Origin of the sequence: Humibacillus xanthopallidus, from assembly GCF_006717145.1 — a bacterium.
GTDB lineage: Bacteria > Actinomycetota > Actinomycetes > Actinomycetales > Dermatophilaceae > Humibacillus > Humibacillus xanthopallidus.
The window spans coordinates 1090687-1105512 of sequence record NZ_VFQF01000002.1 but is presented as its reverse complement, the minus strand read 5'-3'; the positions used below and the strand labels follow the sequence as shown (position 1 = coordinate 1105512).

Sequence of the window (14826 nt, the reverse complement as noted above, 5' to 3'; positions counted from 1 at the left end):
CCGCCAGACGTCCGGGCCCTCCGACGCTCCCGGACGCTCTCCAATAGTCTCGGGGAGCGGCCTTCGGATCCTTCGCCGACCACGCGGCATACGGCATCTTCTTCAGAGCGGTCTGCCTGCCACCTGAAAAACTCCTGAAATTAGTGGGCTCAACCTCTGGCGCGAGCCCACTGGCGCTGCCATTCTCCTTCTCGGGTTGCTCGGGGGAGCCCCAACCCGACATCACTGGTGCGCGTGACCCTGATCGGGCCACGCGCATCGCGCGGACCGGCGGCCGACGACGGCCGCCCGTCAAGGAGGATCAGTGCGTAGGACGTCTGTGGGGCTGCTCAGCCTCGCCCTGGCCGCAGGGATGGGGGTGTCCATCGGAGCTCCGATGGTGGGCGCTCTTCCCAACGCCAGCCCGAACACGGTGCACGTCGGCGACGCCGCTGCACCCGCCGGCTCGGACGACTTCTCGAGCCCGCAGCAGGACAAGGCGCGAGCTCTCAAGCAGCGGGCCCTGACCGAGGTCCTCGACGGCAAGGCCACCGCCGTCAAGCAAGGCAAGAGCACCGTCGCCAAAATCTCCACCGGCAAGAAGGGCAGTGGCGCGACCGACGAGTACGTCGAGCTCAGCCGCGAGGGCACCGACAAGATCTTCGTCGTGCTCGCGGAGTTCGGCAACCAGCGCAGCGCGAGCTACCCCGACGTCGACTCCGACCCGAACACCCCCGGTCCGACGACGTGGGACGGACCGCTGCACAACGCGATCCCGCAGCCCGACCGCAGCCTCGACAACTCGACAAACTGGAACGCGAACTACAGCCGCGACTACTTCCAGAACCTCTACTTCGGCACAGGCGGCACGATAGGCGCCGGTGGCACGCAGGAGACCGTCAAGCAGTGGTACGAGCGCCAGAGCTCGGGCCGCTACAGCATCGACGGCCAGGTCTCGGACTGGGTCAAGGTGCCCTACAACGAGGCCCGCTACGGCCGCGACTTCTGCGGCTCCCACGTGTGCACCAACACGTGGGCTCTCGTGCGCGACGGCGTCAACCAGTGGGTCGCCGACCAGAAGGCCAAGGGCCAGACCGACACCCAGATCAAGGCGACCCTCGCGACCTACGACCAGTGGGACCGCTACGACGCCGACAACGACGGCAACTTCAACGAGCCCGACGGCTACATTGACCACTTCCAGATCGTCCACGCCGGTGGCGACCAGGCCGACGGCGACCCCATCCAGGGTGAGGACGCCATCTGGTCGCACCGCTGGTTCGCGTACTACAACACGGCCGGCAGCCAGGGCCCCGCGGGCAACCTCAACGGTGGCACGCAGATCGGCACCACGGGCATGTGGGTCGGCGACTACACGATCCAGCCCGAGAACGGCGGCATGTCCGTCTTCACCCACGAGTACGGCCACGACCTCGGCCTTCCCGACCTCTACGACAGCGCCACCGGTGCCGACAACGGCGTCAACTGGTGGTCGATGATGGCGCAGAGCCGCCAGGCCGGACCCAAGGATAAGTCCATCGGTTCGCGCGGCTCCGACTTCGGCGCCTGGGAGAAGCTGTTCCTCGGCTGGCTCGATTACAAGTACATCCCGACCGTCACGGCCGCGGGCAGTACGGTCGACCTTGGCCCCCACGAGTACAACTCGGCGAAGAAGCAGGCTGTCATCGTCGGCCTTCCCGACAAGACCGTCGTCACCAAGCTCGCGACGCCGTACGCCGGCTCGAAGTCCTGGTACGGCGGCCGTGAGGACGCAACCAACGCCACGATGACCCGTGACGTCACCCTCGCCGCAGGCACCTCGACGCTGTCCTTCCAGACGAACTACTTCATCGAGGACTGCACCTGCGACTTCGCCTATGTCGAGGTCAACGACGGCTCCGGCTGGGCCACGATCCCGGGCACCATCACGGGCAAGGAGAACAACGGCATCACCGGCACGACGAACGACACGTGGGTTCCCGCGACGTTCGACCTATCTGCCTACGCGGGTAAGACGGTTAGCCTCCGATTCCGTTACGCGACCGACCCGGCCTACACCGAGCGCGGCTTCTTCGTCGACGACGTCCAGGTCGTCTCCGGTGGCACCATCTTGGTCAACTCCGGCGCGGAGACAGGTAACGAGGGCTGGACCCTCGACGGCTTCTCGGCAGTCGGCAGTGAGACGACCATGGACTACCCCAACTACTACATCGCCTCACACCGCGACTACGTGTCGTTCGACCAGTACCTCAAGAGCGGTCCGTACAACTTCGGTTGGCTGAACACGAAGCCTGACTTCGTCGAGCACTTCCCCTACCAGGACGGCCTGCTCATCAGCTACTGGGACCTCTCGCAGGCCGACAACAACACCGGCGCGCACCCGGGCGAGGGCGAGATCCTGCCGGTCGACGCCAACCCGGCACCGGTGCCGGTCGGTGACGGCACGCTGCTGCGTCCGCGCATCGCCGGCTACGACGCACCGTTCTCGCTGGAGACGTCCGACTCGTTCACGTACCACAAGAACAGCGTGGGCTACCGGATCACGGGCAAGCCCGCCCAGCCGGTGTTCGACGACAGCAAGCAGTACTGGTACCCGAGCACGCCGACCACGGGCGTCAAGGTCCCTAACAACGGTGTCAACATCGGCATCACGGGCCAGAACGGCACGTCGATGACGGTCAAGGTCTGGAAGCGCTGACAGGTAACCGCCTGCGACACAGAGAGGCCCGCCCCTTCACGGGGGCGGGCCTCTCGGCTTGTCAGGCGGTAGGCCGTCCGGTTCCGTTGCGCTGCAAGGCAACCGGACGGCATACCTCCTCGGGGTCACGGCGCCTCAGACGGAGGCGGCGAACGCCTTCTCGAAGATGTCGAGGCCCTCGCTGAGCAGCTCGTCGCTCGCGGCGAGCGGCGGCAGGAAGCGGAAGACATTGCCGTAGGTGCCGCACGTCAGGGTGACGAGGCCGTCGGCGTGACAGGCCTTGTTGACGGCGGCGGTGAGCGCGGCGTTGGGCGTGATGTCGCCCGCGCCGTTGACGAGCTCGACGGCGAGCATGGCGCCGCGGCCGCGGATGTCGCCGATCTGGGGGTAGCGCTCGGCGAGCGCCTGCAGGCGCGGGACGAAGAGGGCCTCGACCTGCTTGGCGCGGCCGCAGAGGTCCTCCTCCTTCATCGTCTCGATGGCGCCGAGAGCCGACGCGCAGGCGACGGGGTTGCCGCCGTAGGTGCCACCCAGGCCGCCGCCGTGAATCGAGTCCATGACGTCGGCGCGGCCGGTGACGGCAGCGAGCGGGAGGCCACCGGCCATGCCCTTGGCGGTCGTGATGAGGTCGGGCACGACCTCCTCGTGCTCGCTCGCGAACCAGTCGCCGGTGCGGCAGAAGCCCGTCTGCACCTCGTCCGCGATGAAGAGGATGCCGTTGTCGGTGCACCAGTCGGCGACCTGCTTGACGAATCCCGGTGCGGGGACGATGAATCCGCCCTCACCCTGGATCGGCTCGAGGATCACGGCGGCGAGGTTCTCCTCCCCCACCTGCGCGTGCACCTGGCTGACGAAGGCGTCGAAGCTCTCCTTGGCGCAGTCGGCGGGGCCACCCGGCCAGCGGTAGGGGTAGCTCATCGGCGCGCGGTAGACCTCGCCGGCGAACGGGCCGAACTTGTGCTTGTACGGCATGTTCTTGGCCGTCAGCGCCATCGTGAGGTTGGTGCGGCCGTGGTAGGCGTGGTCGAAGGCGACGACGGCGTTGCGGCCGGTGAAGTGGCGGGCCACCTTGACGGCGTTCTCGACGGCCTCGGCGCCGGAGTTGAAGAGCGCGGTGCGCTTGTCGTGGTCGCCGGGGGTCAGGTCGTTGAGGGCCTCGGCGACCTCGAGGTACTCCTCGTAGGGGGTCACCATGAAGCACGTGTGGGTGAAGTCCTGCACCTGCGCCGTCACGCGGTCGACGACGCGTGGGGCGGCGTTGCCGACCGTCGTCACGGCGATGCCGGAGCCGAAGTCGATGAGCTGGTTGCCGTCGACGTCGACGAGGATGCCGCCACCGGCGCGCTCGACGTAGACCGGGAGGCCGGTGGAGACACCGGCGGACACGGCGGCCGTCTTGCGGGCCTGGAGCGCGGCCGACTTCGGGCCGGGGATCGCGGTCTGGAGGAGCCGCTGCTGGGGGACGTTGCTCATGGGGTCAGTATGCCGCCCGGCCGGCCTCCGGCGGAACCCGCAGTCCGTGCCCCGATGTGCGCAATCCGTCACGTCGGGCCCCGTGGGCGACGCATATCGTCGCTCCGGGCCGGCTGGTGCGACTGAATGTGCACCCGGGTCGACGACGCGCGCCTGCGATGGCGCTGCGGCGGGGCCCGGTCTGGGCCGAACGCACGCGGAGCCGATCCTGCACGCAACCCGTGAATTCGCACTGAGTTTCCAGGGCGCTGTGGTGCCCGCGGCGTGGCAGCGGTTCGCTGGGAGGTGGCTGTCGACGCCGATGTCCGCCGCCGGTCAGCCGAAGGATTCGATCCGCAGATCACATCCACTCGGGAAGCTTGGAGCAACGATGATCCAGACCCAAGCGAGAGCGGTGGCGACCATCAGCGCCATCGCCCTGGCCACCCTCGGCGCTGCCACGAGCGGCGCCTCGACCGTTTTGACCGCCGCTCCTGTCTCGACGGGGTCGGCGACCGCGGCCCTGTCGGGCCTTCACCCGGCGGTGTCCGACTACGTCCAGATGACAGCCTCGACGACCCCGCCCACGGCGGCGCAGTGCTACTCCGCGGGACGCCGGTGCTTCACGCCGACGTCGACGCGCGCTGCCTACAACGTCCAGAGCCTGATCGACAGCCACCTCGACGGCCGCGGCATGACGATCGCCATCGTCGACTCGCACGGCAGCGACACGATGGCTCACGACCTGCACGTCTACGACCAGGCGTTCGGGCTGCCCGCCATGTGCGGTGAGGAGTCGGTGAGCTGCACCGCGGGGATGCCGACCTTCAGCGAGCTGCACCTTCAGGGCAGTCCGGCAACGAAGGCACCTCCGCCGACCAGCAAGAGCCCCGGCCTGCAGGATAAGTCCGCCTGGGCGCTCGAGGTGTCGCTCGACGTCGAGAGCGCGCACTCCATGGCTCCGGGTGCCAACATCCTCCTCGTCACCACCCCGAACTCCGAAACCCTTGGGGTCCAGGGCTTCCCACAGATGATGGCCGCAGAGCAGTACGTCGTCGACCACCATCTTGCGAACGTGATCTCGCAGAGCTTCGCCTCCGCCGAGGATGCCTTCGGCAGCACGCAGTCGCTGCTGAACCTCAGGCACGCGTTCGTCTCCGCCGCCCAGAACGGCGTCACGGTGCTCGGCTCGTCCGGCGACGGCGGCACGGCTAACACGATGAAGCAGCCGGTGAGCACGGGCGGGGCTCTCATCCCCTACCCGACGGTGGAGTGGCCCGCATCCGATCCGCTCGTGACGGGCGTGGGGGGCACCTACCTGTGCACCGACGCCGAGGCGACGGCCGGTCGTGTCGTCGACAGCATCCACCCCCCGGCCAAGTGCCAGGCGAACCCGCAGGCAGCCGAGGTGGGGTGGACCTTCTCCGGAGGTGGCTTCAGCCGCATCTTCGACAGGCCCGACTACCAGTCGACCCTGCCCGCCGGCAGCACACCGATCGGCAGCAAGCGCGGCGTCCCTGACATCGGCCTGCAGGCCAGCGCCGGCACCGGTGCCCTGATCTACGTGTCGCTGCCTCCCGACGGAACGAGCGGGCTGATCTGCGGTGGCGCACCCTGCAGCACCGGGTGGTACGACGTCGGCGGCACGTCGCTCTCCTGCCCGGAGTGGGCCGGGCTCGTCGCGATCGCAGACCAGATCAACGGCGGCGGCCTGGGCCTCATCAACCCGGGGCTCTACCGGATCGGCGCCAACGCGACGCGGTATGCCGCGGACTTCCACGACGTCACCCTCGGCAACAACACGGCCGACCCCAGCGTCGCTGGCTACCCGGCCACGTCCGGTTGGGACCCGGTGACCGGCCTCGGCACGCCGAACGCAGCAGTGCTGCTGCCCGACCTCGTCCAGGCGGTGCACGGCAACTGACCGACGCGCGACGTCCGTGCCTGGGCCTGGTTTCCAGGCCCGGGCACGGACGTCGCCGGTTCGCTCAGAGCTCGACACCCTCGCCGAAGCGGCCCCGGTGCTCACGGGGGATGAGCGGTTGGTCGGCCCGGGCCCTGATCTGCTGCACCGCCCACGAGTTGCCGTCCGGGTCGGCGAAGCCGAAGAACGTGCCGCCGTCGCGCTCGTCGAAGACGGTGATCTCGGAGCACTCGACTCCGCGGCCCACGAGCTCCTGACGGGCCGAAGCGGCGTCGGCGACGACGAGCTGGAGCCCGTGGAGGCTGCCGGGCGCCATCGACCGTTGCGACGGCAGGTCGCCCACGACGATCGAGCAGCCGGAGCCGGGCGGCGTCAGCTGGGCGACGTGCATGTGCTCGTTCGTCGTGTCGTGGTCGAGGGTGAAGCCCACTTGGTCGCGGTAGAAGGCGATGGCGGCATCGAGATCGCTGACCGGGACGATGACGACCTCGAGGGTCCAGTCCACGGGGCTCAGCCCTGCGCCGGTGCGGTGGTCACGGGGGTGGGCTGGGCGACGAGCTCCTCGAGACGCTCGTAGCCCTCGGACATGCCCTTCTCCATACCGCTCTCGACCATCATGTCGCGGCCCTCGACGGTGCGGCCGATGCTGCGTCCCTCGAGGCGGCAGCGCCCGTCGCCGAGGTCGACGAAGCGCATGAACTCGATCGCGACCTCGTCGGGCGCCCCCTCGAACTCGAAGGTCTGGATGGCGAGGTCGTTGTCACGGATCGTGTGGAACGTGCCGTGGAAGCCGAACTCCATGCCGTCGGGGTTGCGGTGCACGTAGCGGTAGCCGCCGCCCGGGGTGAAGTCCCAGCGCTCGATGTCCATCTCGTAGCCGCGCGGGCCGAGCCACTGGCGGACGAGCTCGGGGTCACGGTGGGCGTTCCAGACGGCCTCGACCGGTGCGTCGAAGTCGCGTGTGAAGTCGATCCACGGGACGCCGGCGGGGATGTCGAGGGTGAGTGCGTTGCTCATGACTGCTGCTCCTTGTCGGTGGTGGTGCTGTTCTTGTCGGTGGTGGGGATGGCGTCGACGCGTTCGCTGAGGACGGCGTCGAGCGCGCGGAAGCGCTGCTCGGTGACGAGGCGGTAGCGGTCGATCCACGCCGTCAACGCCTCGAGCCGGGCTGCCTCGAGGTGCACGGGGCGCCGCTGGGCGTCGCGGCTGCGACTGACGAGGCCGGCGAGCTCGAGCACCTGGATGTGCCGGCTCACCGCCTGCTTGCTGATCTCGAAGGGTTCTGCGAGCTCGTTGACCGTCGCGGCGCCCCGGCTGAGGCGGGCGATGATCGCCCGGCGCACCGGGTCGGCGAGGGCCGCGAAGGCGCGGTCCAGGTCGGCATCCGAGACGGGGGCGAGCATCATAATCAACAAACTCCTTTATCAACTGACACGTTGATTACACTCTCTGGCGCGCCTCACGTCAACCCCCTCGGCAGTCGCAAGAGCAGTTCGTCGCCCTCCACGTGGCCGCGCGGGGTCGGTCGACCGCGACGAACTGCTCTTTCGATCGGGGTTCTCGCTCCTTCTGGTTCGAGCTCGCGGGTGCGGCAGCTCCCAACCCGTGACGCGGCGCAGTTGCGGGGCTAGAGTCGCTCTCATGCCGCATCTGCGTATCACTGAGGCCGCCGCCCTGCTCGGCGTGAGCGACGACACCGTAAGGCGGATGGTCGACGCGGGCCGCCTCGACGGCGGCACCGACGATGCCGGACGACGCACCGTCGACGGTGCCCAGCTGGCCGCGGTCGCCCAGGAGCTCGCACATCCGGCTGCGGTCGGCGCCATCGGGGGCGCGTCCGCCCGCAACCGGATGCGCGGCATCATCACGGCCATCACCCAGGACACCGTCATGGCCAAGGTCGAGATGCAGTGCGGCCCGTTCCGCATGGTCTCGCTGCTGTCGAGCGAGTCGGTCGACGACCTGCACCTCGAGGTCGGCTCCGTGGCCGTGGCCAGCGTCAAGTCGACCCACGTCGTCGTGGAGGTCCCGGCATGAGCGCCACCCCACCCCTGCCCCCCCGACGGGCCCGCCGCCTGGCCCTCGCGGCTCCCGCCGCCCTGCTCGTCGCCCTCCTGGGAGCGTGCGGGGGCTCCACCTCCGCCTCGTCCGGCCCGGCCAGCAGCGGGGTGAACGGCACCGTGACCGTGCTCGCTGCGGCATCGCTCACGGAGTCCTTCGACCAGCTGAAGAAGGACTTCGAGGCCGCTCATCCCGGGGTGACCGTCGAGACGTCCTACGGGTCGAGCGCCACCCTCGTGCAGCAGGTCAACAACGGCGCGCCCGCCTCCGTCATCGCGCTCGCCGGCACGTCCGCCGCAGAGCCGCTCGACAGGAGCCTCGTCAAGGGCACGCAGATGTTCGCCACCAACGTCCTTGAGATCGCCGTGCCACCAACGAATCCCGGCGCAGTCACCTCTGTCGCCGACCTCGCGAAGCCCTCCGTCAAGGTCGTCCTCTGCGCTGACACCGTGCCCTGCGGCAAGGCGGCCCAGGCGACGTTCAGGAAGGCGCGCGTCGTGCCCAACGTCGTGAGCAAGGAGGTCGACGTCAAGGCGACGCTCGCCAAGGTGAAGCTCGGCGAGGCGGATGCCGCCGTCGTCTACCACTCCGACGTCGTCGCCGCGAAGGATGCCGTCACGGGCGTCACCATCCCGTCGCAGCTCAACACGACGCTGTCCTACCCCGTCATCACCCTCGCCGACGACGCCGCGTCCCGCGCGTTCGTCGCCTACCTCCTGAGCGCCGAGGGCCGAGCCACGTTGCAGGCCTTCGGCTTCGCCGCACCGTGACAGCTCCGAGCCACTCGCCGACGAGGTATGCCGGCCGCTGGCCCTCGCGCATCGTGCTCGGCCTGCCTGCGGCTCTCGCGCTCCTGCTGCTCGTCGTCCCGCTCGCCGCGCTGCTCGTGCAGGCCGACTGGTCGCGCATCCCGTCGGACCTCGCGACGCCGACGGTGCTTCCGGCACTTCGACTCTCGCTGACGACGACCTCTGTCACGGCCGTGCTCTGCCTGCTCCTCGGGACCCCGCTGGCCTGGTTCCTCGCGCGCTCCGACCATCCCGTGACGAGCTGGGTGCGGGCCTTGCTCACGGTGCCGCTCGTGCTGCCGCCTGTCGTCGGTGGTGTGGCCCTGCTCCTGACCTGGGGCCGCAACGGGCTGCTCGGCCAGTACCTCACGCCGTTCGGCATCCAGATCCCTTTCACCACAGTGGCGGTCGTGCTCGCCGAGACCTTCGTGGCGATGCCCTACTACGTGCTGGCCGTCGAGGGCGCCATGCGCGGTCTCGACCCCCGGCTCGAGTCGGTGGCGCGCACGCTCGGTGCGAGCGACCTGCGCTACCTGCGCACGGTCGGCATCCCGCTCGTCCTGCCCGGCATCGCCGGTGGCCTCGCACTCGCGTGGGCCCGCGCGCTCGGTGAGTTCGGCGCGACGATCACCTTCGCCGGCAACTTCCCGGGGCGCACCCAGACCCTGCCTCTCCTCGTCTACGTCGAGCTCGAGCGCGACCCGCAGGTGGCCATCTCGATCAGCATCATGCTGCTCGCCGTCAGCGTGCTCGTGCTGGGGGTCCTGCGCGGACGGTGGCTGCGATGAGCGGCGGAGGCGGCGCAGGACTCGACGCCCGAATCGCTCTGACCCGCGGTACGACCGAGGTCGATGTCGCCCTCACCGCCGAGCCCGGCCAGGTCATCGGCGTCCTCGGCCCGAACGGCGGGGGCAAGACGACGACGGTGCTCGCCCTCGCGGGCGTGCTGCGCCTCGACAGCGGGCACGTGCGCGTCGACGGCGGGCTCTGGGCCGACAGCACCCACCACCTCGAGCCGGAGCAGCGCGGCGTCGGGCTCATGCTTGCCGACAGCCTTCTCTTCCCCCACCTGCGGGCGCTCGACAACGTCGCCTACGGGCCCCGCAGCCGGGGGGTGGGCCGCGGCGCCGCTCGTGCCCGTGCGCACACCGAGCTCGACCGGGTCGGCCTCGCCGACCGGGCCGGGGCGAAGCCGGCGGAGCTGTCATCCGGGCAGCAGGCTCGGGTCGCGCTCGCGCGGGCGCTGGCCACCGACCCGGCGCTGCTGCTGCTCGACGAGCCCCTCTCGGCGCTCGACCCCGACACCAGAGCGCGAACCCGCAGCGACCTCGCGACCCGCCTCGCGGCATACAGCGGCGTGACGGTGCTCGTCACCCACGACCCCCTCGACGCCCTCACGCTCGCCGACCACCTCGTCTTCGTCGAGGACGGCCGGGTCACCCAGACCGGCACCCCGAGCGAGGTGCTGCGCGAGCCGCGCAGCGCCTACGTCGGCACTGTTGTCGGGCTAAACCTGTATGCGGCACAGGGCGATTCGCGCGGCCACGTGCGGACGCTGGACGGCGGGCGCATCGTGACGACCGGCCCCACCGAAGGTGCGGTCTGGGCCACGATCCCGCCGACGGCCGTGTCGCTGCACGCGCACGAGCCCGAAGGATCACCGCGAAACACCTGGCGGATGCGGATCGCGTCGGTGACGATGCAGGGGCAGTCGGCCCGGATCGGGCTGCTCGGCGACGTGCCGCTGACCGCCGAGGTGACTCTCGAGTCGGTCGCCGCCCTGGGGTTGCGTGTCGGGGCGGAGGTCTGGGCCGCCGTCAAGGCCACCGAGGTGCGCACCTACCCCCGCTGAGCACCGCCTCAGCTCGACGAGCTCTCGGCCACCGGCTGCGCAGGAGCCCCGAGGCGACGGATCCGCCAGAACGCGGCGACCGACGGCGCCTGCACAACGGCGGCGACGAGGAGGGCGACCGGGATCGAGGTGCGGGTCGCGAGCGCGCCGAGCGGTGGCCCACCGACGACCTGCCCGATCGCATTGGCCTGGCTGTTCATCGACAGCACCGTGGCTCGGGTCGAGGAGTCGAGGTTGCGGGCGAGCCAGGCCGCCTCGATGGGGCCGCTGAAGGCCATCGCCGCACCGCGCAGCCAGACGAAGGCCAGCGCCAGCCAGAGGTTGCCGACGAGTGCCAGCCCGGCGACGGCGAGCATCTGCGCGGCGGCCGCGATGGCGACGGGCAGTCCGGGGTGGGCGTCGATGACGTGGCGCGGCAACCACCGACCGCTCGCGAGCGAGGCGAGGAGCGAGACCACCGTGCCGATGAGCGCGAACACGGTGAAGGCGATGGCCTCGTCACCGCCGAAGACCTCCGGCATGGCGAAGCTGTCGAGCACCCTGACCTGCCACAGCCGGTCGAAGACCTCGCTCGCGAGACCGGCGAGCACGCTGACGAGCAGGAAGACGCGGACCACGCGGCGCGTACGCGCGATCGTCAGGCCGGCCACGAACTGCGCCTTGAGGTGGGCATACGTCTCGCGCTCCCCCCGGGGCGTGGGCTGGAAGTTCCGCTCGGGCATGACGACCCACAGCCCGATGCCGAGGAGGATGAGCGTCGCCCCCGCGACAATGATCGGCACCCGGAGCGAGATGAGCCCCAGTGCCCCGGCTGCGAGCGTCCCGACGATGGTGAAGCCGAGGTCGATCTGGGTCTCGCGCGTGAAGACCGGAGCGACCGCCGCCTCCCCCACCTCGTCGGTGATCCAGGCCTGCAACGCACCGGAGGTGAAGGTGTAGCCGATGCCCCACACGACGTTGCCCACGATGGCGGCCGCGAACGTCGCGACGATGCCCTCGACCGCGAAGCCGGCCCCGATGAGCACGAAGCCGATGATGACCGACACGCGCCGGCTCCACAGGTCGGCGACCACTCCCGTGGGCACCTCGAACAGGAAGCAGGTCAGCTCGAGCACCGTGCCGACGAGCACCATCTGGAGTGGGTCGAGCCCGATGACGCGGTACTGGAAGACGAGGTTCAGGGTGAAGCACGCCGAGAAGGCGAAGGCCGCCACGGCCGTCAGGGCATAGAACGTCGGGATCGCGGGCGCCTCGCGCAGCGGACGCCGCAGGAGCGTGAGCACGCCCCGACGCTAGGGCCGGGGCAGCTGCGGCGTCATCTCGTTTCCCCGTCCTGGTCCCCGCCCCGACCCCGCCTGGACCCCGCCGCACACGTCTCACATTTTGGACACAATGCTCGGACGTCCTACTATCTACCCATGCCAGCGACGAGGCTGATGCCCACCGACGACGCCACCGACCTCATCGAGCTCACGCGCGAGATCTGCCGCAAGGACCTTGCGCCCCGGGTCGACGACGCGGAACGCGCTCGGACGTTCCCCGAGGAGACCTTCCGCACCCTCGGCCGGGCGGGCCTGCTCTCGCTGCCCTACCCCGAGGAGTTCGGGGGCGCAGACCAGCCCTACGAGGTCTACCTCCAGGTCGTCGAGGAGATCGCCTCCGTCTGGATGAGCGTCGCCGTCGGGGTCAGCGTGCACAGCCTCACGGCATACCCCATCGCGAGCTTCGGCACACCTGAGCAGAAGGAGGCCCTCCTGCCGGGGATGCTCTCCGGCGAGCAGCTGGGCGCCTACTGCCTCTCCGAGCCGCTCGCCGGGTCCGACATCGCGTCGATGACGACCCGCGCGACCCGCACCGACGACGGCTGGTCGCTCAAGGGCACCAAGGCGTGGATCTCGCACGCCGGCCACGCCGACTACTACACGACCTTCGCCCGCACCTCCGATGACGGCGGCCGGGGCCTGTCGACCTTCGTCGTGCCGGGTCACGCCGAGGGCCTCTCCTTCGCCGACCCCGAGAAGAAGATGGGCCTGCACTGCGACCCTGTGGCACAGGTGATGTTCGACCAGGTGCGCATCGACGAGGGCCGGCTCGTCGGCCACGAGGGCGAGGGGATGCACATCGCCCTGTCGGCACTCGATGCCGGACGCCTCGGCATCGCTGCCGCAGCGACGGGCCTCGCCCAGGCGGCCCTCGACCGCGCGAGCGAGTACGCCTCGGAGCGTGAGCAGTTCGACCGTCGCATCGGCGACTTCCAGGGTCTTGCCTTCCTCCTCGCCGACATGGAGGCCGCCGTCACCTCAGCGCGCGCGACCTACCTGCACGCCGCCCGCCTCAAGGACGCCGGCCGCGGCTACAGCAAGGAGGCCGCCGTCGCCAAGCTCGTCGCGACCGACGCCGCGATGCGCGTGACGACCGACGCGGTGCAGGTGCTGGGCGGCGCCGGCTACACCGAGGACTTCCCGCTCGAGCGCTACATGCGCGAGGCGAAGGTGACCCAGATCTTCGAGGGCACCAACCAGATCCAGCGGCTCGTCATCTCCCGCCACCTGCTCACCCGCTGACGTCGTCAACCTCCCCCGCCGAAAGGTCCTGCTATGCAGCTGAGCCCGTCCACCGTCGCCCTCGTCACCGGAGGTGGCTCCGGTCTCGGGGGCGCCACGGCTCGCCGTCTCGTCGCCGACGGCGCCACGGTCGTCATCGTCGACCTCGAGGGGTCGACCGCTCCGGCGCTCGTCGAGGAGCTCAACGGGCAGCGTTCTGGCAGTGCGGTTTTCGTCGCCGCCGACGTTCGCAACGAGGCCCAGGTGCAGGCGGCAGTGGACCGCGCCGCCTCCCTCGGTGAGCTGCGTGTCGCCGTCAACTGCGCCGGCGTCGCCACGCCGGGCCGCGTCATCGGCCGCGGAGGTCCGCTCTCGCTCGAGACCTTCAAGACGGTCATCGACATCAACCTCGTCGGGTCGTTCAACGTCCTGCGCCTCACGGCCGCAGCAATGCTCGCCAACGAGCCGGTCGACGGAGACCGCGGCGTCATCGTCAACACCGCGAGCATCGCGGCCTTCGACGGCCAGATCGGCCAGGCTGCGTATGCCGCGAGCAAGGGTGGCATCGTCGGGCTCACTCTGTCGGCGGCTCGGGACCTCGCAGACAAGGCGATTCGCGTCATGACGATCGCACCTGGCACCTTCGAGACGCCGATGCTCGCCGGCCTTCCTGGTGAGGTGAAGGAGGTCCTCGAGAAGCAGGTGCCGCACCCCTCCCGGCTGGGTCGTCCCGAGGAGTACGCCAGCCTCGTGCGCCACATCATCGACAACCCGATGCTCAACGGCGAGGTCATCCGGCTCGACGGCGCCCTGCGGATGCCGCCGCGCTGAGCGCATCGGGCCGGGCCCCCCACCCCGGTTGGATGTATCTCCGAGGGCCATGCACCTCGGAGATACATCGACCCGCAGGTGGGGCGACACTGATGAGGTGAACGAACCCGGGGACGACCTCGTGATCGCGCCCGGCCCCGGCCTGCGGCGCGGCCTCGTCATCCCCGCCTCCGAGCTGATCGAACGCTTCAGCAGGTCGTCGGGCCCGGGCGGCCAGGGCGTCAACACGACCGACAGCCGCGTCGAGCTGCTCTTCGAGCCCGCCACCTCAGCCTCGCTCGACGACGTGCAGCGCGAGCGACTCTCGCGCGCTTTGGCGGACCGGCTTGTGGCCGGACGGATCTCGGTCGTCGCGTCGGAGCACCGCTCCCAGCTGCGCAACCGGTCGGCTGCGCGCGCTCGCCTGTCGGAGCTGTTGCGCACCGCGCTGGCGCCTCCGCCTGCGGCGCGTCGAGCGACCAAGCCCACCAAGGGTTCGCAGCGGCGCCGGCTCGAGAACAAGAAGCGCCGCTCCGACCTCAAGTCCGGGCGAGGTCGGGTCACTGGCGAGTGAGCCGTGACGGTGACCTGGTCCATCACGCCGGTGGATCTCCGGTGACCAGATGGCCTGCGCCAGGCCCACCGCGAGGGCTCTCGTGGCGCCACTCACCGGCGGTCCGCTCCCGGAAGTGGCTGACTCGAGTCGCGGCGACCGTCTC

At 70.0% G+C, this 14826-nt stretch carries 14 protein-coding genes; 9 read left to right on the top strand and 5 right to left on the bottom strand.

What is annotated here, in order from left to right; translation table 11 throughout:
• Positions 1-304: 304 nt before the first annotated feature.
• The gene (locus tag FHX52_RS15815) at positions 305-2677 is read left to right on the top strand and encodes an immune inhibitor A domain-containing protein (RefSeq protein WP_141823276.1); all 2373 of its coding nucleotides are present in this window, start codon (positions 305-307) and stop codon (positions 2675-2677) included.
• 135 nt (positions 2678-2812) lie between these two features.
• On the opposite strand, the gene gabT is transcribed toward FHX52_RS15815, so the two are convergent.
• Positions 2813-4150 carry a 4-aminobutyrate--2-oxoglutarate transaminase gene (gabT, locus tag FHX52_RS15810; protein WP_141823275.1) on the bottom strand — a complete coding sequence of 446 codons (1338 nt, stop codon included), beginning with the start codon at positions 4148-4150 and terminating at the stop codon, positions 2813-2815.
• A gap of 370 nt (positions 4151-4520) precedes the next feature.
• Here gabT and FHX52_RS15805 point away from each other — a divergent pair, with 370 nt between their 5' ends.
• Positions 4521-6053 (top strand): S53 family peptidase, encoded by a 1533-nt coding sequence (locus tag FHX52_RS15805; RefSeq protein ID WP_141823274.1) that lies wholly within the window; start codon positions 4521-4523, stop codon positions 6051-6053.
• Positions 6054-6117: 64 nt separating this feature from the next.
• On the opposite strand, the gene FHX52_RS15800 is transcribed toward FHX52_RS15805, so the two are convergent.
• Genes FHX52_RS15800 through FHX52_RS15790 form a run of 3 tightly spaced genes read right to left on the bottom strand, consistent with a single transcriptional unit; the run spans position 6118 to position 7459 of the window.
• Positions 6118-6558: a VOC family protein gene (locus FHX52_RS15800; RefSeq protein ID WP_141823273.1), complete on the bottom strand. Its 441-nt coding sequence runs from the start codon at positions 6556-6558 to the stop codon at positions 6118-6120.
• A 5-nt stretch (positions 6559-6563) separates the two neighbouring features.
• The gene (locus FHX52_RS15795) at positions 6564-7070 is read right to left on the bottom strand and encodes an SRPBCC family protein (protein WP_141823272.1); all 507 of its coding nucleotides are present in this window, start codon (positions 7068-7070) and stop codon (positions 6564-6566) included.
• Entirely contained in the window at positions 7067-7459 is a 393-nt protein-coding gene (locus tag FHX52_RS15790) for an ArsR/SmtB family transcription factor (RefSeq protein ID WP_141823271.1), read from the bottom strand. Before FHX52_RS15790 ends, FHX52_RS15795 begins: the two co-directional genes overlap by 4 nt.
• Before the next feature lie 235 nt (positions 7460-7694).
• On the opposite strand from FHX52_RS15790, the gene FHX52_RS15785 reads away from it, so the two are divergent.
• From FHX52_RS15785 to FHX52_RS15770, 4 genes are read left to right on the top strand one after another with little or no spacing between them, the layout of a single operon-like run.
• Complete coding sequence (locus FHX52_RS15785; protein ID WP_141823270.1) at positions 7695-8090, top strand: TOBE domain-containing protein; 396 nt, start codon at positions 7695-7697, stop codon at positions 8088-8090.
• Positions 8087-8884, top strand: a complete 798-nt coding sequence (gene modA, locus FHX52_RS15780) for a molybdate ABC transporter substrate-binding protein (RefSeq protein WP_141823269.1) — start codon at positions 8087-8089, stop codon at positions 8882-8884. Before FHX52_RS15785 ends, modA begins: the two co-directional genes overlap by 4 nt.
• A complete protein-coding gene (locus FHX52_RS15775; RefSeq protein WP_141823268.1) occupies positions 8881-9690 on the top strand; it encodes an ABC transporter permease in 810 nt (269 codons plus the stop codon). The genes modA and FHX52_RS15775 overlap by 4 nt, the downstream gene beginning before the upstream one ends.
• Positions 9687-10754 (top strand): ABC transporter ATP-binding protein, encoded by a 1068-nt coding sequence (locus FHX52_RS15770; RefSeq protein ID WP_141823267.1) that lies wholly within the window; start codon positions 9687-9689, stop codon positions 10752-10754. The genes FHX52_RS15775 and FHX52_RS15770 overlap by 4 nt, the downstream gene beginning before the upstream one ends.
• An 8-nt stretch (positions 10755-10762) precedes the next feature.
• Here FHX52_RS15770 and FHX52_RS15765 read toward each other — a convergent pair whose 3' ends face one another.
• A complete protein-coding gene (locus tag FHX52_RS15765) occupies positions 10763-12037 on the bottom strand; it encodes an MFS transporter (protein WP_141823266.1) in 1275 nt (424 codons plus the stop codon).
• Positions 12038-12172: 135 nt separating this feature from the next.
• On the opposite strand from FHX52_RS15765, the gene FHX52_RS15760 reads away from it, so the two are divergent.
• The 3 genes from FHX52_RS15760 (at position 12173) to arfB (ending at position 14681) form a co-directional block, all read left to right on the top strand.
• Positions 12173-13318, top strand: coding sequence for an acyl-CoA dehydrogenase family protein (locus FHX52_RS15760; RefSeq protein WP_141823265.1), 1146 nt, complete (start codon positions 12173-12175; stop codon positions 13316-13318).
• A gap of 33 nt (positions 13319-13351) precedes the next feature.
• Positions 13352-14128, top strand: coding sequence for an SDR family NAD(P)-dependent oxidoreductase (locus tag FHX52_RS15755; RefSeq protein WP_141823264.1), 777 nt, complete (start codon positions 13352-13354; stop codon positions 14126-14128).
• A 97-nt stretch (positions 14129-14225) separates the two neighbouring features.
• A complete protein-coding gene (gene arfB / locus FHX52_RS15750; RefSeq protein ID WP_246070036.1) occupies positions 14226-14681 on the top strand; it encodes an alternative ribosome rescue aminoacyl-tRNA hydrolase ArfB in 456 nt (151 codons plus the stop codon).
• Positions 14682-14826 lie beyond the last annotated feature (145 nt).